The following is a 22,843-nucleotide window of genomic DNA, read 5'->3' on the forward strand; positions in this document are numbered from 1 at the left end:
CCGCCCGCCCGGCCGTCGTTCAGTCCCGCTCCGGCAGGTCCGCCAGGAACGCCAGCGCCACCTTCCAGGCACTCTGGGCCGCCTCCGCGTCGTGGTCCGGCAGGTCGGGGTCGGTGAAGAGGTGGCCGGCACCGGGGTAGCGGAACACCTCCACGTCCGCGCCGGCCCGGCGCATCCGCAGGTACCAGGCGGTCAGCCAGTCGTGCGGCTCGTACGGGTCGGGGTCGGCGATGTGCAGCTGCACCGGCAGGTCGTCGGCGCTCGCGCCGTCGGCGATGTCGGAGGTGCCGTGCAGCAGGAGCAGCCCGCGGGCCTTCTCGTCGCCGAGGGCGAGGTTCTGCGCGACCGCCGCGCCGAAGGAGAACCCGGCGTAGATCAGCCCGCGGTCGGCGTACGGGGCGACCGCCGCGACGGCGCGCCGCAGCAGCTCGTCCTTGCCGATCTCCTCCTTGATGACCATGCCGTCCTCGGCCGAGTCGGCGGTCCGGCCGCCGAACAGGTCCGGGACGATCACCTCATGGCCCGCGGCCCGCAACCGGTCCGCGCCGGCGTGCACCGCGGGGCGCATCCCGTACACCGAATGAAACAGCACGATGGTGGAGGAACCGCTGGTCGCGGGCTCGGCAGAGGCGGGCACAGACATCACTTCCCTGGGGTTGGATCGCTCTCCCCCCATCGTGCCAGCTACCGTCGTCGGGACCGGCAGGAGCACACCGCACCGAGGAGGAGACCCGTGTCCCTGGAGGCCGTGCTGCGCCCGATCACCGTCGTCGGCGGTTCGATCGTGGTCACGTTCGTCCTGGTCTGGCTGATCGACCGGACCCTGCTGCGGATCGACACCCGGAACCCGCAGACCCCCCTGTGGGGCCTGCTGCGGCGCTGCCGGATACCGCTGCAACTGACGCTCGCCACAGCCCTGTTGCTCGGCTCGTACCGCCAGACCCGGATCCCCGCGGTGCTGGCGCACGCGGTGGGCATCGGGCAGGTCCTGACGCTGGTGCTGATAGCCGCCACCGCCTGGCTGCTGGTGCGGGCCGCGGCGGCGATCGTGCAGTCGTCCTACACCCGCTACGCGGCGGGTGCCCGGGACGCGGCGCGGGTGCGGCGGGTGCGGACCCAGGTGACGCTGATCCAGCGGGTGGTCACCGCGGTGGTGATCGTCGTCGCGGCGGCCTCGATGCTGCTGACGTTCCCGCAGATGCGGGCGGTGGGCACGTCCGTGCTGGCATCGGCCGGGCTGGTCGGCATCGTCGCCGGTATCGCCGCCCAGTCCACCCTCGGCAACCTCTTCGCCGGGCTCCAGATCGCGTTCGGCGACATGGTGCGCATCGGGGACACCGTGGTCGTGGACGGCCAGTGGGGCACGGTCGAGGAGATCACCCTGACGTTCCTGAGCGTGCGGACCTGGGACGAGCGCCGGATCACCATGCCGGTGTCGTACTTCACCAGCAAGCCGTTCGAGAACTGGTCGCGCGGCGGCGTCCAGATGACCGGCGCGGTCTTCTTCCACCTCGACCACTCCGCCCCGACGGAGAAGATGCGCGAGCACCTGCACGAGCTGCTCCAGGAGTGCCCGGAGTGGGACGGCCGGTCCTGGAGCCTGGTGGTCACCGACACCACCCCGTCCACCATCGTGGTGCGCGCCCTGGTCACCGCCCGGGACGCGGACGCGCTGTGGACGGTGCGCTGCCAGGTCCGCGAGCGGATGATCGAGTGGCTGCGGACCGAGCACGCCTACGCGCTGCCGCGGATCGCCACCGCGCCCGCGGCGTCCGCCGAGCGGCTCGTCCGCCAACCCGGCCCGGTGGACGGCCCGGACGGCGTCCGGGACCGCTGACCGCCCCGCGGACCCGGCTCCCCGCCCGGACCCGCCGGCCCTACGGGGTCGCCCGCAGGCTCCGCACGTCCAGGTGGCGCAGCACCCGGTCGACGACCTCCGGGTCGGTGCCCGCCTCGCTGCGCGCCGCCAGCACCTCGTGCCGGGCGGCCGAGTACATCTCGTTCTGGATCCGCTGGACCTTCTGCATCCGGGAGATGCGCTTCTCGAACAGCTCGCGCCGCTCGTCGTCGACGATGTCCGGGTTGATCCGGGCGCCGATGTCGTAGGCCCGGCGGGCGAGTTGGTCGGCGACCTCGTCGGACACCTCCTCGACCTCCAGGATCTCCTTCAGCCGCCGCTTGGACGCCTTGATCACCCGCAGCGCCAGCTCCCGCTCCATCGCGTCCGCGGCGTCGGTGTCGGCCCGCACCCGCAGCTTGCGCACCAGCAGGGGCAGCGTCAGCCCCTGGATGATCAGGGTGGACAGCACCACCGCGAAGGCGATGAAGAGGATCTCGTCCCGGGCCGGGAAGTCGGCGCCGGAGTCCACCGTGGTCGGGATGGCCAGGGCCAGCGCCACCGAGGCCACCCCGCGCATCCCCGACCACCACATGATGACCGTCTCGCGCCAGTTCATCGGGATGTCCTCGTCGATGTCACGGCGCTTGTGCATCCGCTTGGCGAGCCAGGCGGCGGGCAGCAGCCAGACCAGGCGCACCGCGACGACCACCGCGACCACCGCAGCGCCGGCGCCGAGCATGGACGTCCAGTGGCCGTCGGCGGCGCTGACGATGTTGTGCAGTTCCAGGCCGATCAGCCCGAAGGCGACGCCGGTGACGAGGGTGTCGACGACTTCCCAGAAGGTGTAGCCGGCCAGCCGGCCCATCACGTCGTCCGCGTCGACCGCGTACTCGGCCAGGAACAGGCCGCAGGTCAGCACCGCCAGCACGCCCGAGCCCTTGAACTCCTCGGCCAGCACGTACGCCACGAACGGCACCAGCAGCGTCATCCCGATCTGGAGCGTGGGATCGCCCAGCCGCCCCATCAGCTGGTTGGCCACCCAGCCGAGCACCAGGCCGACCGCCACCGCGACGACGGCGGAGAGCACCAGCGAGCCCACCGCGCCGGGCGCCGAGAAGGTGCCGCTGATCACCGCGGCGAGCGCGACGTGGTACAGCACGATCGCGGTGACGTCGTTGAACAGCCCCTCGCCCTCCAGGATGGAGACCATGCGGCGGGGCAGTCCGAGCTTGCCGGCCACCGCGGTGGCGGCGACCGGGTCGGGCGGGGCGACCAGCGCGCCCAGCACCACCGCGGCGGCCAGCGGCATGCCCGGCACCACCGCCTGGGCGACCGCCGCGACGGCCGCCGTGGTGGCGAACACCAGCAGCACCGCGAGCAGGAAGATCGGCCGCATGTTGGCGGTGAACTGCCGCCAGGAGGTGCGTTGGACCGCCGCGTAGAGCAGCGGCGGCAGCACGATCGGCAGGATGTACTCGGGCGGCACCTGGACGTTGGGGACGAACGGCAGCAGCGCCAGCACCGCACCGGCGAGCGTCATCAGCACCGGCGAGGGCAGGCCCAGCCGATCGCCGAGCGGAACCATCACCACCGCTCCGAGCAGCAGGACGAACAGCAGGGCCAACTGATCCACGGTGGCTACGCTCCGGGGCGGTCGATTTCGATCATTTTCCGCCCCAAGCCTGCCATGAAGTGGCTGAATGCCTACCGCGGCTGGGTAATTTGCCCCATTTACCCCGAACTGCCCCCAGCGGCCCGGTTAGTAGCTCTCCTCCCGGACGGTGTCCAGCGCATGCTGGAGGTCCGCCGGGTATGTGCTCTCGAACTCGACCCAGCGCCCGTCCGAGGGGTGCTCGAAGCCCAGCCGGACCGCGTGCAGCCACTGCCGGGCGATGCCCAGCCGCTTGGCGAGCGTGGGGTCCGCGCCGTACGTCATGTCGCCCACGCAGGGGTGCCGGTGCGCCGACATGTGCACCCGGATCTGGTGCGTCCGCCCGGTCTCCAGCTTGATGTCCAGCAGGCTGGCGGCCCGGAACGCCTCGATCAGGTCGTAGTGCGTCACCGAGGCCTTGCCGTCGGCGGTGACCGCCCACTTGTAGTCGTGGTTCGGGTGCCGCCCGATGGGGGCGTCGATGGTGCCGCTCATCGGGTCGGGGTGGCCCTGCACCAGCGCGTGGTAGCGCTTGTCCGGCACCCGCTCCTTGAACTGCCGCTTCAGCGACGTGTACGCCCGCTCCGACTTGGCGACCACCATCAGCCCGGAGGTGCCGACGTCGAGGCGGTGCACGATGCCCTGCCGCTCGGCCGCCCCGGAGGTGGAGATCCGGTAGCCGGCCGCGGCCAGCCCGCCGATCACGGTGGTGCCGCTCCAGCCGGGGCTGGGGTGCGCGGCGACCCCGACGGGCTTGCTGATCACCACGACGTCCTCGTCGTCGTGCACGATCTCCATGCCCTCGACGGGCTCGGCCACGATCTCCACCGGCGCCGCGGCCGGCGGCATCTCGACCTCCAGCCAGGCACCCCCGTGGACCCGCTCGGACTTCATCACCTCGGAGCCGTCGACCCGGACCTTGCCGGCCGACGCCAACTCGGCCGCCTTCGTACGGGAGAAGCCGAACATGCGGGCCAGCGCGGCGTCCACGCGCTCGCCTTCCAGGCCGTCCGGTACGGGCAGGGTGCGGATCTCGGGAATGGTGCTCACCCCACGAGTATGGCAGTCCCGCGGTACTGCCCTGCCCGGCGGAGGACCCACGGCCGAAGGACCGGGGTCCGGGCCGCTCGGTGCTTCAGTCCTTGTGGACGGTCCCGTCCGGGTCCAGCCCCCGGAAGGACAGCAGCACGATCAGCACGCCGCCGCAGACGATCGCGGAGTCGGCGAGGTTGAAGACCGCGAAGTGGGCCGGGGCGATGAAGTCCACCACCGCGCCCTGGAAGACGCCCGGCGTACGGAAGATCCGGTCGGTGAGGTTGCCGAACGCGCCGCCCAGCAGCAGCCCCAGCGCGATCGCCCAGGGCAGGCTGTACAGCTTGCGCGCGATCCGGAAGATCACCACGATCACCACCGCCGCGATGATGGTCAGGAAGACCGTCAGCGCCTGCCCGAACCCGAAGGCGGCCCCGCGGTTGCGGATCACGTTGAACTGGAGCAGCGTCCCGATGATCTCGACCGGCGCATGGTGCTCCAGCTTGGCGACCACCGCGAGTTTGCTGCCCAGGTCGAGCAGGTAGACGAAGGCGGCCACCAGCAGCAGCGCGGCGATCCGCCGCGGCCCCCGCCCGGCGGACGCTCCGTCCTCCGCCGGCCGTCCCCCTTCGGATCCCGCCACGGGGTCCGCCCCGGAACCCGGCTCGGATTCCGGCGTACCGGTGATGCGTTCCGCCTCTGCCACGTGTACGTCCCTTAAGCCCGTCGAGTCCACCGCCGGGCCCGCCCGGCTGCCCACGAGAGTACGACACCCGCGCGCGGGCGCGGGGCCGTCGGGTACCGGGCCGTCACAGGTCGCTACGAGGACGTCAGCGCCGCTCCTGCTTCTGCTTGCACTCCACGCAGAGCGTGGCCCGCGGGAACGCCTGCATCCGCGCCTTCCCGATCGGCTTGCCGCAGTTCTCGCACAGCCCGTACGTACCCGCGTCGAGCTGGCCGAGGGCGCGCTCGGTCTGGTGCAGCATCTCGCGTGCGTTGGAGGCCAGCGCCAGCTCGTGCTCGCGGGTGATGTTCTTGGTGCCGGTGTCCGCCTCGTCGTCGCCGGCGCCGTCGCCGGAGTCCCGCATCAGCCCCGCGATGGCGTCCTCGGCGGCGACGATCTCCGCCTGGAGCCGGCCCACCTCCGCCATCAGGTCGGTCCGCGCCGCGGCCACCTCCTCGGGCGTCCAGGGCGCCTCCCCCGGCCGGACCGCGAGCTCACCGGGCTCCGCGGCCAGCCGGACCGGGGACCCAGAGCCGGCGCCGCGCCGCGCGGCCAGCGCCTTCTTCTTCTCCGGCCCCTCCGCCGGCACCGCCTCGACTCCCGCCGCGGCCGCCTTCTCCACCGCCGGCTCCTTGGCCGCGGCCTTGTCCACGGTCTTCGCGGTCTTCTTCGCGACGGCCTTCCTGGCGGTCTTCTTCACGGCCGTCTTCTTGGCCGCGGCCTTGGCCGGCGCCGCCTTCCTGGCCGGCGCCTTCTTCGCGGCCGCCTTCTTCCCGGCGGCCTCCTCCGGCTTCTTCGGCGCCACCGGGTGCCCGGCTGCCTCCTCATGGGCGGACTGCTTCGCGACGTCCTCGTCAGCGGGCCCGGCGGACGTCGTGGTCTTCTCCGCGGCGGTCTTCTTCGCCACCATGGCCGCGACCCCTTCGCATATGAGATCTTGTGCGCGAATCGTGACGGGAACGATAAATCTCCGCACGGCACGCGGCAACGGGACGCACCGCCCGGCCACCCCGCCGCCAGGCCCGTACGTCTCGCCTGCCTCCGTTGTGCCCTGCTTCCCGCGTCGCAATCCACCCGGAATGCCCGGGTCTGACGGTGTCGCCATTCGGGTCAGCCGGGAGGCGGTGGGCCCCGGCCCGCGGCTGCCGCGCCGGCGGCCCGAAATCCGGTCGGCCGCTGACGGCGCGGCCCCGTACACTGTGGGGGCACCCCCTGCTCTGGGGGCACCTCCCGGCCGACGGCCCGGGGAGAAGCCGAGAGCTCGGGGAGCAGCGAAAGGCGTTGATGGGACCAGTAGCGTCAGACGCAGCCTGAAGCGACCCGGGGACGGTGCGAGCCCGGGGGCGTGCCTGACGTGAAGATCAGCCCGGAGCCGCCGGAAGAAAGCTCTGCACAGTGGGCTCCGCCCACGGACCGCGGGTCCGGCAGAGTCAGTAGAACCGGCAGCGCGACCCCAATGAGGGGGCGGTGCGCGACGGCGCCGCCAAGGAGGGTGGTACCGCGGGAGTCCAAGGCTCTCGTCCCTCCGGACGGAGAACGCACCAGGTGTCCGCCGGAGGAACCGATGAGTCCCACGCCCCAGTACCGCCCGGTACCAGCCCAGGTAGACCTGCCCGCCCTCGAGCACGCGGTGCTCGACTTCTGGCAGGAGCGGAAGGTCTTCGCCCGCACCCTCCAGCAGTCCGAGGGCCGCCCCGAGTGGGTCTTCTACGAGGGCCCCCCGACCGCCAACGGCATGCCCGGCGCCCACCACATCGAGGCCCGCGTCTTCAAGGACGTCTTCCCCCGGTTCCGCACGATGCAGGGCTACCACGTCGACCGCAAGGCCGGCTGGGACTGCCACGGCCTCCCGGTCGAGCTGGCCGTGGAGAAGGAGCTGGGCTTCAACGGCAAGAAGGACATCGAGGCGTACGGCATCGCCGAGTTCAACGCCAAGTGCCGCGAGTCGGTGACCCGGCACACCGACGCCTTCGCCGAGCTGACCACGCGGATGGGCTACTGGACCGACCTGGACGCCCCGTACCGCACCATGGACCCCGACTACATCGAGTCGGTCTGGTGGTCGCTGAAGGAGATCTTCACCAAGGGCCTGCTGGTCCAGGACCACCGCGTCGCCCCCTGGTGCCCGCGCTGCGGCACCGGCCTGTCGGACCACGAGCTGGCCCAGGGCTACGAGACGGTCGTCGACCCCTCGGTCTTCGTCCGCCTCCCGCTGACCTCCGGCCCGCTGGCCGGCCGCGCCGCCCTCCTGGTGTGGACGACCACCCCTTGGACCCTGGTCTCCAACACCGCGGTCGCCGCCCACCCCGACGTCACCTACGTCGTCGCCACCGACGGCACCGAGCAGCTGGTGGTCGCCGAGCCGCTGCTGGAGAAGGCCCTGGGCGAGGGCTGGACGGCCACCGGCGAGACCTTCACCGGCCGCGAGATGGAGCGCTGGGCCTACCAGCGCCCCTTCGAGCTCCTCGACCTCGAAGGCGCCAACTTCGTCGTCAACGCCGAGTACGTCACCACCGACGACGGCACCGGTCTCGTCCACCAGGCCCCCGCCTTCGGTGAGGACGACCTCAAGACCTGCCGCGGCTACGGCCTCCCGGTGGTCAACCCGGTCCGCCCGGACGGCACCTTCGAGGAGCAACTCCCGCTCGTCGGCGGCCAGTTCTTCAAGAAGGCCGACGAGGCCCTGGTCGCCGACCTGGACGCCCGCGGCCTGCTCTTCCGCCACCTCGCCTACGAGCACAGCTACCCGCACTGCTGGCGCTGCCACACCGCGCTGCTCTACTACGCCCAGCCGTCCTGGTACATCCGCACCACCGCGGTCAAGGACGCCCTCCTGCGGGAGAACGAGAACACCAACTGGTTCCCGGAGTCGGTCAAGTACGGCCGGTTCGGCGACTGGCTGGCCAACAACATCGACTGGGCACTGTCCCGCAACCGCTACTGGGGCACCCCGCTGCCCATCTGGCGCTGCGAGGAGGGCCACCTCACCTGTGTCGGCTCGCTCACCGAGCTGACCGAGCTGACCGGCACCGACCAGTCCGGCCTGGACCCGCACCGCCCGTTCATCGACGCGGTCACCTTCGCCTGCACCCACGAGGGCTGCACGCTGACCGCGACCCGCGTCCCCGAGGTCATCGACGCCTGGTACGACTCCGGCTCGATGCCGTTCGCGCAGTGGGGCTACCCGTACCGCAACAAGGAGCTCTTCGAGAAGCGGTTCCCGGCGCAGTTCATCTCCGAGGCGATCGACCAGACCCGCGGCTGGTTCTACACGCTGATGGCCGTCGGCACGCTCGTCTTCGACAAGTCCTCGTACGAGAACGTGGTCTGCCTGGGCCACATCCTCGCCGAGGACGGCCGGAAGATGTCCAAGCACCTGGGCAACATCCTCCAGCCGATCCCGCTGATGGACCAGCACGGCGCCGACGCGGTCCGCTGGTTCATGGCCGCCGGCGGCTCCCCCTGGTCGGCCCGCCGGGTCGGCCACAACACCATCCAGGAAGTCGTCCGCAAGACCCTGCTGACGTACTGGAACACCGTCGCCTTCCAGGCCCTCTACGCCCGCACCGCCGACTGGGCGCCGTCCGCGGCCGATCCGGCCCCGGCCGACCGCCCGCTGCTGGACCGCTGGCTGCTCGGCGAGGTGAACACCCTCGTCGACGAGGTGACCACCGCCCTGGAGGGCTTCGACACCCAGCGCGCCGGCAAGCTGCTCTCCGCGTTCGTCGACGACCTCTCCAACTGGTACGTCCGCCGCTCCCGCCGCCGCTTCTGGCAGGGCGACGCGTCCGCGCTGCGCACCCTCCACGACGTCATCGAGACGGTGACGCGCCTGATGGCCCCGCTCGTCCCGTTCATCACCGAGCGGGTCTGGCAGGACCTGGTCGTCCCGGTCGCCCCGGACGCCCCGGACTCGGTCCACCTCTCCACCTGGCCGGTGGCCGACCGGGAGCTGATCGACCCCGCGCTCTCCACGCAGATGCAACTGGTGCGCCGGCTCGTCGAGTTGGGCCGCGCCACCCGCGCCGAGTCCGGGGTGAAGACCCGCCAGCCGCTGTCCCGCGCGCTGGTCGGCGCCCACGGCTTCGCGGACCTCTCCGAGGACCTGCGCGCCCAGATCGCCGAGGAGCTCAACGTCAGCTCGCTGGCCTCGCTCTCCGAAGTCGGCGGCTCCCTGGTGGACACCACCGCCAAGGCCAACTTCCGTGCCCTGGGCAAGCGGTTCGGCAAGGGCGTCCAGGCGGTCGCCAAGGCGATCGCCGCCGCGGACGCCGCCGCCCTCTCGCTCGCGCTGCGCAACGGCACGGCGAGCGTCGAGGTGGACGGCGAGACCGTCGGCCTCACCCCCGAAGAGGTCATCATCACCGAAACCCCGCGCGAGGGCTGGTCGGTGGCCTCCGACGCGGGCGCGACGGTCGCCCTCGACCTGGAGATCACTCCGGAGCTGCGCCGCGCCGGCCTCGCCCGCGACGCGATCCGGCTGATCCAGGAGGCCCGCAAGAACAGCGGCCTGGACGTCGCCGACCGGATCGCGCTGCGCTGGACGGCCGCCGACGACGAGGTCCGCACGGCCCTGACCGACCACGCCGCACTGATCTCCGACGAGGTGCTGGCCACCGACTTCGCCACCGGCGAGCCGGACGCGTCGTACGGCCCGGCCTTCACCGACGAGGCACTGGCCCTGACCTTCCACCTCCGCAAGGCATAACGGAGCACGGAAGCACGACAGAGCACCACCGGGCCCCGGCGCACTGCGCGCCGGGGCCCGCGCCCTTCTCCGCCCCCTGCGTACCACCGCCGCGCCCCCTGCACGGACGACGGCACGGACACCCCCACACACCAGGGACCATCGCGAACAGGGCCGGGCCCCGAGGGAGTTCCCTCGGGGCCCGGCCCTGATTGCCGACTCTGTGCGCCGTTCCCGGCGTCAGATGTCGTTCAGTTGTCGTCCTCGTCGATGAGGAAGCCCCGCATCGGCGACGGCGTCTGCTGCATCGGCGACGGGCCCTGCGGCCGCACCGGCGCCATCGGCTGGGTCATCGCCGGCGACATCTGCTGCTGGCCGCCGTAGGACGGACCACCGCTGGACGGGCTGCTCATGGAGTGGTTGCCGCCCATGGACGGACCGCCACCCATGGTGTGGTTGCCCCCCATGGTGCCCGCACCGGCCGAGGCCATCGACGGGGACGGCGGCAGCGAAGGAGCGGCCGGGGTCCGCGGCGGGGCCAGCGAGTCGTCGGCCTGGTTCTCCAGCTGACGCAGCTGGCTCTCCAGGTACGACTTCAGACGGGTGCGGTACTCGCGCTCGAAGCCGCGCAGGTCCTCGACCTTGCGCTCCAGCGTCGCGCGGGCCGACTCCAGCGAGCCCATCGCCACGCGGTGCTTCTCCTGCGCGTCCCGCTCCAGCGCGTCGGCCTTGGCGCGGGCGTCCCGCTCCAGGCCCTCGGCACGGCTGCGCGCCTCGCCGACGATCTTGTTGGCCTCGGAACGGGCCTCCGCGATCGCCTGGTCGGCGGTCTGCTGTGCCAACGACAGCACGCGGGCCGCGCTGTCACCACCGGGGCCACCCTGCGGCTGGGCCGGCTGCGGCAGTTGCTGTCCGGGGCCGCCCATCGGACCGCCCAGCGGGCCGCCCTGGCCCATCGGGCCGGGACCGTGCGGGCCCTGCGGACCGTGGCCACCGGGACCGGGAGGCAGCTGCGGTGCACCACCGGGCAGTTGGGGCGGGCCACCCATCCCCTGCTGCTGCGGCGGGACCGGCTGCGGACCGGATATGGCGGCGGGCACCGGTGCCCCCGGCCGCTGCGGCTGCTCCTGCTGCGGGTCGGGCCCCTTGCGCAGGCCCTGCTGCTGGTTCTGCGCGGCGGCACGAGTGGCGGCGGCCAGCTTGGCGCGCAGGTCCTCGTTCTCCCGCAGCAGGCGGGTCAGTTCGGCCTCGACCTCGTCGAGGAAGGCATCGACCTCGTCCTCGTCATAGCCTTCTCGAAGGCGGACGGTCGTGAACTGCTTGTTCCGCACGTCCTCGGGGGTCAACGGCATCTCTACTTCACCTCAACGTAGTCGTCGGCAATCGGCAAGACCGTATCGTTCACACCAACAACACCGACCTCACGACGGTGATCAGGATGTAGACGATGATCATCAATACGAAGAAGGACAGGTCGAGCGCCACGCCCCCGAGACGCAGCGGCGGAATGACCCGCCGCAGAAGCTTGAGTGGCGGATCGGTGACAGTGTAGGTGGCCTCAAGAATCACCACCATCGCCTTGCCTGGTTGCCATGAGCGGGCGAACTGGAAGACATAGTCCATCACCAGCCGGAAGATCAGCAGGATCAGAAAGCAGTACAGCGCGATGTAGATCACCTGACCAGCGACACTCATCTCGCGCGTCCCTCTCCCCTTGGTTCCTGCGTTATGACCTTACGGCCTTGGTGTGCCCAATTGGTGCGTCTCAGCTCTGGTTGAAGAACCCGCCCTCTGCGATACGGGCCTTGTCCTCCGCCGTGACATCGACGTTAGCAGGCGACAACAGGAACACCTTCTGCGTCACCCGCTCAATGCTGCCGTGCAGTCCGAAGACCAGACCGGCCGCAAAGTCGACAAGTCGCTTCGCGTCCGTGTCGTCCATCTCCGTGAGGTTCATGATCACCGGAGTGCCCTCACGGAAGTGTTCCCCGATGGTACGGGCTTCGTTGTAGGTCCGGGGGTGCAGCGTGGTGATGCGGTAAGGCTCCCGATCGGACACAACTTTGGGCATGATCACCGGCGCGTTCTTCTCCAGGTTCGGACGTTCGGGTGTGATGGATGCCACGGGGGCGATACGGGCGGGTCGTCCGCTTTCCGTGGCGAGCGGGGCAGGTTCGCGCGGCGCGGGAGGCGTTGCGGCACGGACCGGCTCCTCCCGCTCCGGGCGTGTCTCGGGCTGCACTTGGTGCTGTTGACGCCGCCCTCGATCGTGCTCCGGGTCAAGCTCGGGCTCGAACTCGTCGTCGGGGTCGAACCCCCGGCCGTCGTACCCATCGTCCTCCACGAGGCCGAGGTAGACCGCCATCTTGCGCATCGCGCCGGCCATTCTCTGCGTCCTCCGCTCTGTGGTGGATCGGCTCCGTCACCGGGGGCCTTGGATCCACTCGGCCTGCCCCGACTCCTGCGGGAATGACCATATTTTGTGCTGTGGTCCGACTTGCTTGGCGACGTTACCCGAGCCGTGGTCGGTCTCCGAGTACCGCGGTGCCGATGCGCACATGTGTCGCCCCGGCGGCCACTGCGTCTTCGAGGTCCGCGCTCATTCCTGCCGACACCATGGTGGCAGCAGGATGGTTCGAGCGCAGGTCGGATGAGATTTCCATGAGCCGCTCGAACGCGGCGCGTTGACGTCCGGCGTACCGTCCGGACAACGGAGCGACCGTCATCACGCCGTCCAGACGCAGACCTTGGGAACCGGCGATCACCTCGGCGATTTCGGCGACGCCCTCCGGCGCCACCCCACCGCGGTCCCCGGTCATCCGCCCGTCCGGTCCTGACTCGACGTCAAGCGCCACCTGGATCAGACATCCCAGTTCACGCCCGGAACGCACCGCCTCCTTGGCGAGCGCGGTGACCAGTCGCGGCCGGTCGACCGACTGGACGACGCCGGCGTAACGGGCCACCGAGCGTACCTTGTTGGTCTGCAATTGACCGACGAAGTGCCACGTCAGTGGCAAATCAGCACATTCGGCAGCTTTCGGCGCCGCTTCCTGATCGCGGTTCTCCGCGACCTGACGCACCCCCAACTCCGCGAGCAACCGGACGTCGCTCGCGGGGTAGGTCTTGGTGACGACGATCAGCGAGACCTCCTCGCGTGCCCGGCCGGCCTTGGCACAGGCGGCGGAGATACGATCCTCCACCCGCGCCAGGTTGTCGGCCAGTTGCGTTCTGCGGTCGTCGGTCACAGCGCAGCCTCTCCGGGGGCGTCCCCGAGCCATACGTAGCTCGCCAGCCGCCCGGTGGTGCGGTCGCGGCGGTACGAGAAGTGGTCCGCCGACTCCCGGGTGCACAGCTGCGATTGCGTACGCAACTGCACGCCGGCCGCGGCGAGTTGGGCGCACACCCCGGCGGAGACATCCACCGACGGCGTGTCCCAGGAGGTGGTCGCCCAGGCCTGCGGCACCACCGCGGCGACCTCCGCGCGCATCGTCTCGGGCACCTCGTAACAGCGCCCGCAGACCGACGGTCCGGTGTACGCGTGGATACGGGGCGGCTCCGCGCCCCGTTCGACCATGGCGGCGACGACCGCCGGAACGACCCCGGCGACCAGACCCGGCCGGCCGGCGTGCGCGGCGCCCACGACCCCGGCGACCGGGTCGGCGAGCAGGACCGGGGTGCAGTCGGCGGTCAGGACGGCCAGCGCGAGACCCCGACGGGCGGTCACCACCGCGTCCACGGACGGGATGTCGCCCTCGGTCCAGGGTCCGTCGACCACCGCCACGTCCCGGCCGTGGACCTGGTTCATCCAGACCACGTCGGCCGGGTCCAGGCCCAGCACCTGCGCGGCGCGTGCGCGGTTGGCGAGAACGGCGGCGGGGTCGTCGCCGACCGCGCCACCCAGATTGAGCTGCTCATACGGAGCGGCGCTCACCCCGCCCCACCTGTCGGTGAAGGCGAAGTGCGCGCCGCTCACGTGGTGCTGTTGCCCTATCACGTCGGTGCTTTACGTCACTTCAGGAAGTCGGGAACGTCCAGCTCCTCGGCCGCGGAGTCCGAGTACGGACGGGCCGGGGGAACCGACGGGCCGGCCGGCGGGGTGGAGATCTCGCCCAGCGACGAGGAGTCGGACGACGCCGGGGCCTCGTCGCGGACCGGCGGGACCGCGCCGAGACCGCCGAACGACGGTGCGGTGCGCGGCGGGTCGGCCGGCGGCACGGTCGGGCGGACCGGTGCGGGCTCCTCGCGCTTGGGGGCCGGCATGCTGGCCTGCTGCGCGTCGCGGCGGGCCGGCGGCTGACCGCCGTCGAAGCCCGCGGCGATGACGGTGACCCGGACCTCGTCGCCGAGCGCGTCGTCGATGACCGCACCGAAGATGATGTTGGCCTCGGGGTGCGCGGCCTCGCTGACCAGTTGGGCAGCCTCGTTGATCTCGAAGAGACCGAGGTCGGAACCGCCGGAGATGGAGAGCAGCACACCGCGGGCGCCGTCGATGGAGGCCTCCAGCAGCGGCGAGGAGATCGCCATCTCCGCCGCGGCCACCGCGCGGTCGTCGCCGCGCGCCGAGCCGATGCCCATCAGCGCCGATCCGGCCTCGGACATCACGGACTTGACGTCGGCGAAGTCGAGATTGATCAGGCCCGGGGTGGTGATCAGGTCGGTGATGCCCTGGACACCCGACAGCAGCACCTGGTCCGCGGACTTGAACGCGTCGAGCACGCTCACCTGGCGGTCCGAGATGGACAGCAGACGGTCGTTGGGGATCACGATGAGGGTGTCGACCTCTTCGCGAAGGCTCGCGATGCCGTCCTCGGCCTGGTTGGCGCGGCGGCGACCCTCGAAGGTGAACGGCCGGGTGACCACACCGATCGTCAGGGCACCCAGCGAACGGGCGATGTTGGCGACGACCGGGGCGCCACCGGTGCCGGTGCCGCCGCCCTCGCCGGCCGTCACGAAGACCATGTCGGCCCCCTTGAGGACCTCCTCGATCTCCTCGCGATGGTCCTCGGCCGCCTTGCGGCCCACGTCCGGGTTGGCGCCGGCGCCGAGTCCGCGCGTCATCTCGCGGCCGACGTCGAGCTTGACGTCGGCGTCGCTCATCAGCAACGCCTGCGCATCGGTGTTGATCGCGATGAACTCGACGCCCTTGAGCCCGACCTCGATCATCCGGTTGATGGCGTTCACGCCACCGCCGCCGATCCCGACGACCTTGATGACTGCGAGGTAGTTCTGCGGTGCTGCCACGTCGAAGGCCTCTCGCCTCGATTTACGTGTCGTCGCCGCACATTGCGTGTGGACGCCGACTGATGCCGAAAGGGTGGTCCGCTCTGCCGACCCGAACCCTAAGCCTGAAGTTTAGGGTTACTGTGTCTGTGTTCCTGGTCCCACGGTCCCTTTGGAACGAGACACTAAGTCGACAAGGCGCGCGCGTTCAACGAACACGCCGAACCTCCCGTTTTTCTTTTCACCCTATGTGATCACCCATAGTCGTAGCCATCCAGGGTGCTGGCCTGCGGCGCGGTACGTCAACTCCCGGACACCGCGGGCGCACTGGGGACCGAGACGTCGACGTGGCGCGCATCACGCGCGGCCTTCAGCAGCGCGGCCAGCACCTTCGCCTTCTCGGCACCCTGTTCCCGACTGCCCCACATCACCGTGCGGCCGTCTGCGAGTTCGAGAGTGATGGAGTCGTACGAGCGCACACGGAGGGCGCGGACGTCCTTGCGGACGACGGCCGGAAGGTCCTGCGCGACGGCCACCGAGGCGCGCAGCAAACGGCTGGTTCCGAAACGTTCCCGACTCGGAGAGTCGGAACCGGTCATTTTCAGAAGCGGCACCCCCTTGGGGGCGCGGGCCACCGTGGCGAACCGGACGCCTTCGCCGTCCACTTCGGCGAACTTTCCGTTCGTTTGCAGCAGCAGCTCCGGCGTCCTCTCGGTCACTTCCAGAGCGAGGGTGTGCGGCCAGGAGCGGGTGACGACAACGCTTTTGAGGCGTGGGAGCCGGGCGAGCAGCCGGTGTTCCATCGCGTCGGTGTCCACGGAGGCGAGCGGCGCGGCCATCGGGGCGGACGCGGCGGCGACCACGGCCTGGGGCGTGAGCACATCGGTTCCGGTGGCCCGCACGCTCTCCAGCCGGAGCCAGTCCGAGCCGTAGAACGCCCAGATCCCGAACCCGCCGAGCAGCACGGCCAGCACCGCGATGATGATCACACCGCGCCGGCCCGGCCGGCGCAGTCGCGGCAGCGGCATTCCGAGGCGCCGGCCGCCGGACGGCGGCGAAGAGCGTGGGCCGGACGGTGACTTCTTCGCGCCGCGCCTGGCGGTGGTCGGTCCGGCCACGCTCTCCGCCTTCTCTCGTCCGCTACTTGCGGCGCTGCTCGATCGCGTCGTGGACCATGCCGACCAGCAGCTCATCGGCGTCCCGGCGGCCGAACTCGGAGGCGGCGCGGGACATCTCGTACAGCCGGTGCGGATCACCCAGCACCGGGAGCACGTTGTTCTGCACCCAGTCCGGGGTCAGCTGGGCGTCGTCGACCAGCAGGCCGCCGCCGGCGTTGACCAGCGGCTGGGCGTTGAGCCGCTGTTCGCCGTTGCCGATCGGCAGCGGGACGAAGGCGGCCGGCAGCCCGACGGCGGACAGCTCGGCGACGGTCATCGCGCCCGCGCGGCAGAGCATCATGTCGGCCGCGGCGTACGCGAGATCCATCCGGTCCACGTACGGTACCGGGATATACGGGGGCATTCCCGGCATGTTGTCGACGTGCGGCAGTTCGTTCTTCGGGCCGACCGCGTGCAGCACCTGGATGCCGGAGCGCTGGAGCGCCGGCACGGCGGCCTGGACGACCTCGTTCAGCCGGCGGGCACCCTGGGAACCGCCGGACACCAGCAGCGTCGGCAGGTTGGGGTCGAGGCCGAACGCGGCGCGCGCCTCGGGGCGGACCGCGGCCCGGTCCAGGGTGGCGATCGTGCGGCGCAGCGGGATGCCCACGTATCGGGCGCCGCGCAGCTTGCTGTCCGGGGTGCTCACGGCGACGTAGGTCGCGTACCGCGAGCCGATCTTGTTGGCCAGGCCGGGGCGGGCGTTGGCCTCATGGACGACGATCGGCACCCCGAGCCGCTTGGCGGCGAGGTAGCCGGGCAGCGCCACGTAGCCGCCGAAGCCGACGACGCAGTCCGCCTTGGTGCGCTCCAGGATCTGCTCGGCGGCCTTGATCGTGCCGCGCAACCGCCCGGGGACGGTGATCAGTTCGGGGGTGGGCTTACGGGGCAGCGGTACCGCCGGGATGAGGCCGAGCTCATAGCCGCGCTCGGGGACCAGCCGGGTCTCCAGACCCCGCTCCGTACCGAGTGCCGTGATCCCCACGGTCGGGTCCTGCCTGCGCAGGGCGTCCGCGAGGGCGAGCGCGGGCTCGATGTGGCCGGCGGTCCCCCCACCGGCGAGTACGACATGCACCGAAATTCACCGCTCTCCGGACGGCCGTCCCATGACGCGCCGTCTCATCGTCTTCCATCTCACCCCGGCCGGTTTCCTGCCGGATGCCGGCCTCCGCGCCAGCCGAGCCGTCAACGCCGCTCGCGCGGCGGGCTCGTCTCGCGCGAAGGCGATCAGCAGCCCGACGGCGAACATCGTCGGCAGCAGGGCGGAGCCCCCGTAGGAGAACAGCGGGAGCGGGACACCGGCGATCGGCAACAGGCCGAGCACCGCACCGATGTTGATCACGGCCTGGGCCATGATCCAGGTGGTCACGCCACCCGCTGCGTACCGTACGAAGGGATCCTCCGTGCGTCCGGCCACGCGGATACCCGCATAGCCTAGAGCCGCGAAGAGGGCGAGCACCGACAGCGTCCCCGCCAGTCCCAGCTCCTCCCCGGTGATGGCGAAGATGAAGTCGGTATGCGGTTCGGGGAGTTCTCCCCATTTTTCCATACTCGCCCCGAGCCCGGAACCGAAGAGTCCGCCGGAGGCCAGCGCGTAGATGCCGTGCACGGCCTGCCAGCACTGGTCCCCCGGGCCCGGATCGGTCGCGCCGATGCAGGCCAGCCGGGACATCCGGTGGGCGCTGGTCTTGATCAGCAGCGCGCTGAGCAGCGTGGCCGCGCCCAGCACCCCCGCGAACAGCCGGGTCGGGGCGCCGGCCAGCCACAGCAGGCCGAAGAGGATCGCGGTCAGGATGACCGTGGTGCCCATGTCGCCGCCGAGCATGATCAGCCCCAGCAGGAGAAATGTCACCGGCGTCAGCGGAACCAGCAGCTGCTTCCACTGCGTCAGTTGCTTCTTCTCCTCTTTGCGGGCGAGCAGGTCGGCGGCCCACAGGACGAGCGCGAGTTTGCCGAACTCGCTCGGTTGCACCTGGAAAGGGCCGCCCAGACTGAGCCAGTTCTGGTTGCCGTTGACCGAGACCCCGATGCCCGGGACGGCCACCAGGCACAGCAGGAAGACCGAGCCGGCGAGCAGCGGATAGGCCAGCGTCCGGTGCCGCCGTACCGGCAGCCGGGAGGCGAGCAGCAGCAGCGTGCCGCCGATGGCGGCCGCCAGCAGCTGCTTGCGGAAGAAGTAGGAGGGGGCCAGTCCGGACTGGAGGGCCTTGATCTGGGAGGCCGAGTAGACCATCACCAGTCCCAGGACGATGATCAGCAGGCTGCCGCCCAGGATGAGGTAGTAGGCCGTCAACGGACGGTCCCAGGCCCGCTTGGCCCGGAGGTAGAGACCGCGCGGGCCGGCCGGGGTCCGGCCGGCCCGCGGCGGGCGCGCCTTCGTGGAGGGCCGGCGGGCCGGCCGCGGCCGCGCCGGCTTCGCCGATCGGGCGGTCATCCTCGTCCCCTCCACAGGTGCGCTCGCCGCCGGTACCGACGGCAGCGGGGAGAAACGGGCTAGTGACCCGCGGCGGCCAGTTCGCCCACCGCGTCGGCGAACGCCTCGCCCCGCTTGTTGTAGTTGACGAACATGTCCATCGAGGCGCAGGCCGGGGCCAGCAGCACGGTGTCGCCGGGCTCGGCGAGGCGGGCCGCCTCCCGGACCGCCTCGGACATCGCCCCAGTGTCGGTCCGGTCAAGGTCGACAACCGGGACATCGGGGGCGTGTCGGCCGAGCGCTTCGCGGATCAGCGCCCGGTCGGCGCCGATCAGGACGACCGCGCGCAGCCGCCCGGCGGCGGTGCGCACCAGCTCGTCGAAGGTGGCGCCCTTCGCCAGGCCGCCGGCGATCCACACGAGGTGCTCGTACGCCGCCAACGACGCCTCGGCGGCATGGGTGTTGGTGGCCTTGGAGTCGTCGACGTAGGCGACGCCGGCGACGTCCGCGACGTGCTGGATGCGGTGTGCGTCCGGGCGGAAGGCCCGCAGTCCCTCGCGCACCGCGGCGGCCGGGACGCCGAAGGCGCGGGCCAGTGCCGCGGCGGCCAGCGCGTTGGCGACGTTGTGCGGTGCGGCGGGCACCACGTCGGAGACCTCGGCGAGTTCCTGCGCCTGCCGGTGCCGGTCCGCCACGAAGGCGCGGTCGACGAGGATGCCGTCGACGACGCCGAGTTGGGAGGGGCCGGGGGTGCCGAGGGTGAAGCCGATCGCCCGGCAGCCCTCCTCGACGTCGGCCGCGCGGACCAGGTCCTCCGTCGCCGGGTCGGCGGCGTTGTAGACGCAGGCGACGGTGTTGCCCTCGTAGATCCGGCCCTTGTCGGCGGCGTACGCCTCCATCGAGCCGTGCCAGTCCAGGTGGTCCGGGGCGAGGTTGAGCACGGCCGCGGAGTGCGCCCGCACCGACGGTGCCCAGTGCAGCTGGTAGCTGGAGAGCTCGACGGCGAGGACGTCGTAGGAGCTCTCCTCGTCGCGGCCCTCGCCGAGCACCACGTCGACCAGCGGGACACCGATGTTGCCGACCGCGGCGGTGCGCAGACCGGCCGCGGTCAGGATCGAGGCCAGCATCCGGACGGTGGTGGTCTTGCCGTTGGTGCCGGTGACCGCCAGCCACGGCGCGGCGTCGGGGCCGCGCAGCCGCCAGGCCAGTTCGACATCGCCCCACACCGGGACGCCGACCTTCTCGGCCGCCAGGAAGAGCGGGCTGGTGGGCTTCCACCCGGGGGAGGTCACCACCACCTCGGTGCCCTCGGGAAGGGTCTCCCCGTCACCGAGCCGGACGGTGACCCCGAGCTTCTCCAGCTCGGCCGCCTGGGCCCGTTCGCGGGCGCCGTCGCTGCCGTTGACGACGGTGACGCGGGCGCCGAGGCCGGCCAGGGCGCGGGCGGCGGGAACGCCGCTCACACCGAGGCCGGCCACGGTGACGTGCCGGCCGGCGAAGTCGTCGGGGACCTGAGGGTCGTACCCGGTCACTTCGCCGCCTGCCAACCGCCGTAGAAGATGCCCAGACCGACGATCACGCACATGCCCTGGATGATCCAGAAGCGGACCACCACAAGGACTTCGGACCACCCCTTGAGTTCGAAGTGGTGCTGTAGTGGCGCCATCCGGAAGACCCGCTTGCCGGTCATCCGGAACGAACCGACCTGGATGACCACGGACATGGTGATCAGGACGAACAGACCGCCGAGGACGGCCAGCAGCAGCTCGGTGCGGGAGCAGATCGCCAGACCGGCGAGCGCGCCGCCCAGGGCCAGCGAACCGGTGTCGCCCATGAAGATCTTGGCGGGCGAGGTGTTCCACCACAGGAAGCCGAAGCAGGCACCCATCAGGGCGGAGGCGACCACGGCCAGGTCGAGCGGGTCGCGCACCTCGTAGCAGCCGGGTCCGGCGGTGATCTGGTTGGCGCAGGACTCCTGGTACTGCCAGATGCCGATGAAGGTGTACGCGCCGAAGACCATCACCGAGGCGCCGGTGGCCAGACCGTCGAGGCCGTCGGTGAGGTTCACGCCGTTGGACATCGCCAGGATCATGAACAGCGCCCAGATGACGAAGAGCACCGGGCCGATCTGCCAGCCGAAGTCCTGGGTGAAGGAGAGCCGGTCGGAGGCCGGGGTCGCGCCCCGCAGGTCGGCGAACTGGAGCGAGAGCACCGCGAAGGCGATGCCGACGATCAGCTGGCCGGCCATCTTCGCCTTGGCCCGCAGACCCAGCGACCGCTGCTTGACGATCTTGATGTAGTCGTCGAGGAAGCCGACCAGGCCCATGCCCGCGAAGAGGAAGAGCACCAGGATGCCCGAGAACGTCGGGTCGCTGGAGGTGATCACCTTCGTCAGGGCGTAGGCGATGATCGTGGCCAGGATGAAGGAGATGCCGCCCATGGTGGGCGTGCCCTTCTTGCTGCCGTGGGTGCGCGGGCCGTCATCGCGGATGAACTGCCCATAGCCCTTCTTGGCCAGCAGCTTGATCAGCAGCGGAGTACCGATCAGGGTCAGGAAGAGCCCGATCATTCCGGAGAAGAGGATCTGCTTCATGGAGTTCATCGGGACGCGGCCCCGCCCTCAACGCCGGAACCGCCCTCGCCGTCCAGCAATGCCGCGGCGACCCGCTCCAGGCCCACCGACCTGGACGCCTTCACCAGCACGACGTCTCCCGGTCGCAGCTCCCTGCGCAACAGGTCGACCGCCGCCTGCGCGTCGGACACGTGCACCGACTCCTCACCCCACGAACCCTCGTTCTTGGCGCCCATGTCGAGCCAGGCCGCTTCCCTGCCGCCGACCGCCACGAGCTTGCTGACGTTGAGCCGGACGACCAACCGCCCGACCGCGTCGTGTTCAGCGAGTGACTCCTCGCCCAGCTCGGCCATCTCACCGAGCACCGCCCACGTCCGGCCCCCCTGCGCCTTGGCGGCGGTGCCCATGGCGACCAGCGCACGCAGCGCCGCTCGCATGGACTCGGGGTTCGCGTTGTAGGCGTCGTTGACGACCGTCACGCCGTCCGCGCGCTCGGTGACCTCCATCCGCCAGCGGGAGAGCGTGCCGGCTTCGGAGAGCGCAGTCGCGATCTCGTCTACGGGCATGCCCATCTCATGGGCGACGGCGGCCGCGGCGAGCGCGTTCGACACGTGGTGCTCACCGTACAGCCGCATGGACACGTCGCTGCACCCGGAGGGTGTGTGAAGCGTGAAGGCGGGCTGCCCCAGGTCGCTCAGCCGGACGTTCTCGGCGCGGACCGCGGCGTCCTCGGACTCGCCGAAGAGGACCGTACGGGCCCTCGTACGGGACGCCATGGCGCGGACGTACGGGTCGTCGGCGTTGAGCACCGCGATCCCCCCCGCCCGTCGCCCGCCGCCGCCCTCCAGCGGAAGCCCTTCGGGCCCTTCTTCGTCGGCCGCGGGCAGCGACTCGACGAGCTCGCCCTTGGCCTGGGCGATCTGCTCGCGGCCGCCGAACTCGCCGAGGTGCGCGGTGCCGACGTTGAGGACCACGCCGATGCGGGGCGGGGTGAGCTCGGCGAGGTAGCGGATGTGGCCGATGCCGCGGGCGCCCATCTCCAGGACGAGATGGCGGGTGGTGGCGTCGGCGCGCAGCGCGGTGAGCGGCAGCCCGATCTCGTTGTTGAGGTTGCCTTCCGGCCACACCGTGGGGCCGTGCCGCTGGAGCAGCTGGGCGATCAGGTCCTTGGTGCTGGTCTTGCCGGCCGAGCCGGTCAGACCGACGACGGTGGTACCCAAGCGCTCCACGACGGCGCGGGCAAGTGCGCCGAGAGCTGCGACGACGTCATCGACGACGATCGCGGGGACGCCGACCGGGCGGGCCGCGAGGACCGCCACCGCACCGGCCTCGACGGCGCCGGCGGCGAAGTCGTGGCCGTCGAAGCGGTCACCGGCGAACGCAACGAACAAGCCACCGGGACGGACTGCTCGGGAGTCCGAGACGACCGGCCCGGTGACCTCGCGGTCCGGGTCCGGTATGTCGTGCTGCTGCCCGCCGACGATGCGTCCGATCTCGGCGAGGGACAGGGAGATCACAGGTCACCCCCGAAGCCGTGCAGGAGGTGC

General features: G+C 71.1%; 19 protein-coding genes. 2 read left to right on the top strand and 17 right to left on the bottom strand.

Annotation, left to right across the window (positions count from 1 at the left end):
• Positions 1 to 19: 19 nt before the first annotated feature.
• A complete protein-coding gene (locus ACIQE0_RS19615) occupies positions 20 to 637 on the bottom strand; it encodes a dienelactone hydrolase family protein (protein WP_402333693.1) in 618 nt (205 codons plus the stop codon).
• A gap of 102 nt (positions 638 to 739) precedes the next feature.
• On the opposite strand from ACIQE0_RS19615, the gene ACIQE0_RS19620 reads away from it, so the two are divergent.
• Positions 740 to 1,837 (top strand): mechanosensitive ion channel domain-containing protein, encoded by a 1,098-nt coding sequence (locus tag ACIQE0_RS19620; protein ID WP_366331848.1) that lies wholly within the window; start codon positions 740 to 742, stop codon positions 1,835 to 1,837.
• A gap of 40 nt (positions 1,838 to 1,877) precedes the next feature.
• Here ACIQE0_RS19620 and ACIQE0_RS19625 read toward each other — a convergent pair whose 3' ends face one another.
• The 4 genes from ACIQE0_RS19625 to ACIQE0_RS19640 form a co-directional block, all read right to left on the bottom strand.
• The gene (locus tag ACIQE0_RS19625; protein ID WP_402333696.1) at positions 1,878 to 3,473 is read right to left on the bottom strand and encodes a Na+/H+ antiporter; all 1,596 of its coding nucleotides are present in this window, start codon (positions 3,471 to 3,473) and stop codon (positions 1,878 to 1,880) included.
• 126 nt (positions 3,474 to 3,599) lie between these two features.
• Positions 3,600 to 4,541: an RluA family pseudouridine synthase gene (locus tag ACIQE0_RS19630; protein ID WP_402333699.1), complete on the bottom strand. Its 942-nt coding sequence runs from the start codon at positions 4,539 to 4,541 to the stop codon at positions 3,600 to 3,602.
• 85 nt (positions 4,542 to 4,626) lie between these two features.
• Positions 4,627 to 5,229 (bottom strand): signal peptidase II, encoded by a 603-nt coding sequence (gene lspA / locus ACIQE0_RS19635; RefSeq protein WP_366331759.1) that lies wholly within the window; start codon positions 5,227 to 5,229, stop codon positions 4,627 to 4,629.
• 124 nt (positions 5,230 to 5,353) lie between these two features.
• Complete coding sequence (locus ACIQE0_RS19640; protein WP_402333702.1) at positions 5,354 to 6,157, bottom strand: TraR/DksA family transcriptional regulator; 804 nt, start codon at positions 6,155 to 6,157, stop codon at positions 5,354 to 5,356.
• A gap of 654 nt (positions 6,158 to 6,811) precedes the next feature.
• Here ACIQE0_RS19640 and ileS point away from each other — a divergent pair.
• The gene (gene ileS, locus ACIQE0_RS19645; RefSeq protein WP_402333704.1) at positions 6,812 to 9,955 is read left to right on the top strand and encodes an isoleucine--tRNA ligase; all 3,144 of its coding nucleotides are present in this window, start codon (positions 6,812 to 6,814) and stop codon (positions 9,953 to 9,955) included.
• A gap of 230 nt (positions 9,956 to 10,185) precedes the next feature.
• Here ileS and ACIQE0_RS19650 read toward each other — a convergent pair whose 3' ends face one another.
• From ACIQE0_RS19650 to murF, 12 genes are all read right to left on the bottom strand, one after another.
• Positions 10,186 to 11,286: a DivIVA domain-containing protein gene (locus tag ACIQE0_RS19650; protein ID WP_366331756.1), complete on the bottom strand. Its 1,101-nt coding sequence runs from the start codon at positions 11,284 to 11,286 to the stop codon at positions 10,186 to 10,188.
• Between the two features lie 49 nt (positions 11,287 to 11,335).
• Positions 11,336 to 11,629: a YggT family protein gene (locus ACIQE0_RS19655; RefSeq protein WP_039637383.1), complete on the bottom strand. Its 294-nt coding sequence runs from the start codon at positions 11,627 to 11,629 to the stop codon at positions 11,336 to 11,338.
• Positions 11,630 to 11,699: 70 nt separating this feature from the next.
• Positions 11,700 to 12,320, bottom strand: a complete 621-nt coding sequence (locus ACIQE0_RS19660) for a cell division protein SepF (RefSeq protein WP_366331755.1) — start codon at positions 12,318 to 12,320, stop codon at positions 11,700 to 11,702.
• A gap of 124 nt (positions 12,321 to 12,444) precedes the next feature.
• Positions 12,445 to 13,179: a YggS family pyridoxal phosphate-dependent enzyme gene (locus tag ACIQE0_RS19665; RefSeq protein ID WP_402333707.1), complete on the bottom strand. Its 735-nt coding sequence runs from the start codon at positions 13,177 to 13,179 to the stop codon at positions 12,445 to 12,447.
• Positions 13,176 to 13,928, bottom strand: a complete 753-nt coding sequence (gene pgeF / locus ACIQE0_RS19670) for a peptidoglycan editing factor PgeF (protein ID WP_402333710.1) — start codon at positions 13,926 to 13,928, stop codon at positions 13,176 to 13,178. Before pgeF ends, ACIQE0_RS19665 begins: the two co-directional genes overlap by 4 nt.
• A 14-nt stretch (positions 13,929 to 13,942) precedes the next feature.
• Complete coding sequence (ftsZ, locus tag ACIQE0_RS19675; protein ID WP_366331752.1) at positions 13,943 to 15,175, bottom strand: cell division protein FtsZ; 1,233 nt, start codon at positions 15,173 to 15,175, stop codon at positions 13,943 to 13,945.
• A gap of 281 nt (positions 15,176 to 15,456) precedes the next feature.
• Positions 15,457 to 16,272, bottom strand: a complete 816-nt coding sequence (locus tag ACIQE0_RS19680; protein WP_402333713.1) for a cell division protein FtsQ/DivIB — start codon at positions 16,270 to 16,272, stop codon at positions 15,457 to 15,459.
• Between the two features lie 22 nt (positions 16,273 to 16,294).
• Positions 16,295 to 17,386 (bottom strand): undecaprenyldiphospho-muramoylpentapeptide beta-N-acetylglucosaminyltransferase, encoded by a 1,092-nt coding sequence (murG, locus tag ACIQE0_RS19685; protein WP_366331750.1) that lies wholly within the window; start codon positions 17,384 to 17,386, stop codon positions 16,295 to 16,297.
• Between the two features lie 6 nt (positions 17,387 to 17,392).
• Positions 17,393 to 18,745 carry a putative lipid II flippase FtsW gene (ftsW, locus tag ACIQE0_RS19690; RefSeq protein ID WP_366331749.1) on the bottom strand — a complete coding sequence of 451 codons (1,353 nt, stop codon included), beginning with the start codon at positions 18,743 to 18,745 and terminating at the stop codon, positions 17,393 to 17,395.
• 59 nt (positions 18,746 to 18,804) lie between these two features.
• On the bottom strand, positions 18,805 to 20,256 hold the full coding sequence (murD, locus tag ACIQE0_RS19695; RefSeq protein ID WP_366331748.1) for a UDP-N-acetylmuramoyl-L-alanine--D-glutamate ligase: 1,452 nt from the start codon (positions 20,254 to 20,256) through the stop codon (positions 18,805 to 18,807).
• The gene (gene mraY, locus ACIQE0_RS19700) at positions 20,253 to 21,317 is read right to left on the bottom strand and encodes a phospho-N-acetylmuramoyl-pentapeptide-transferase (RefSeq protein ID WP_351467362.1); all 1,065 of its coding nucleotides are present in this window, start codon (positions 21,315 to 21,317) and stop codon (positions 20,253 to 20,255) included. Before mraY ends, murD begins: the two co-directional genes overlap by 4 nt.
• Positions 21,318 to 21,322: 5 nt before the next feature.
• A complete protein-coding gene (murF, locus tag ACIQE0_RS19705) occupies positions 21,323 to 22,813 on the bottom strand; it encodes a Mur ligase family protein (RefSeq protein ID WP_366331747.1) in 1,491 nt (496 codons plus the stop codon).
• Positions 22,814 to 22,843: the final 30 nt, after the last annotated feature.

The organism is Streptomyces sp. NPDC093097 (genome assembly GCF_044754325.1).
Classification (GTDB): domain Bacteria; phylum Actinomycetota; class Actinomycetes; order Streptomycetales; family Streptomycetaceae; genus Streptomyces.

Coding starts and splice junctions, on each gene's coding strand:
- ACIQE0_RS19660 (WP_366331755.1), bottom strand. CDS start 12,320: ATGGCCGGCGCGATGCGCAAGATGGCGGTCTACCTCGGCCTCGTGGAG.
- mraY (WP_351467362.1), bottom strand. CDS start 21,317: ATGAAGCAGATCCTCTTCTCCGGAATGATCGGGCTCTTCCTGACCCTG.
- ACIQE0_RS19640 (WP_402333702.1), bottom strand. CDS start 6,157: ATGGTGGCGAAGAAGACCGCCGCGGAGAAGACCACGACGTCCGCCGGG.
- ACIQE0_RS19655 (WP_039637383.1), bottom strand. CDS start 11,629: ATGAGTGTCGCTGGTCAGGTGATCTACATCGCGCTGTACTGCTTTCTG.
- ftsW (WP_366331749.1), bottom strand. CDS start 18,745: ATGACCGCCCGATCGGCGAAGCCGGCGCGGCCGCGGCCGGCCCGCCGG.
- ACIQE0_RS19650 (WP_366331756.1), bottom strand. CDS start 11,286: ATGCCGTTGACCCCCGAGGACGTGCGGAACAAGCAGTTCACGACCGTC.
- ileS (WP_402333704.1), top strand. CDS start 6,812: ATGAGTCCCACGCCCCAGTACCGCCCGGTACCAGCCCAGGTAGACCTG.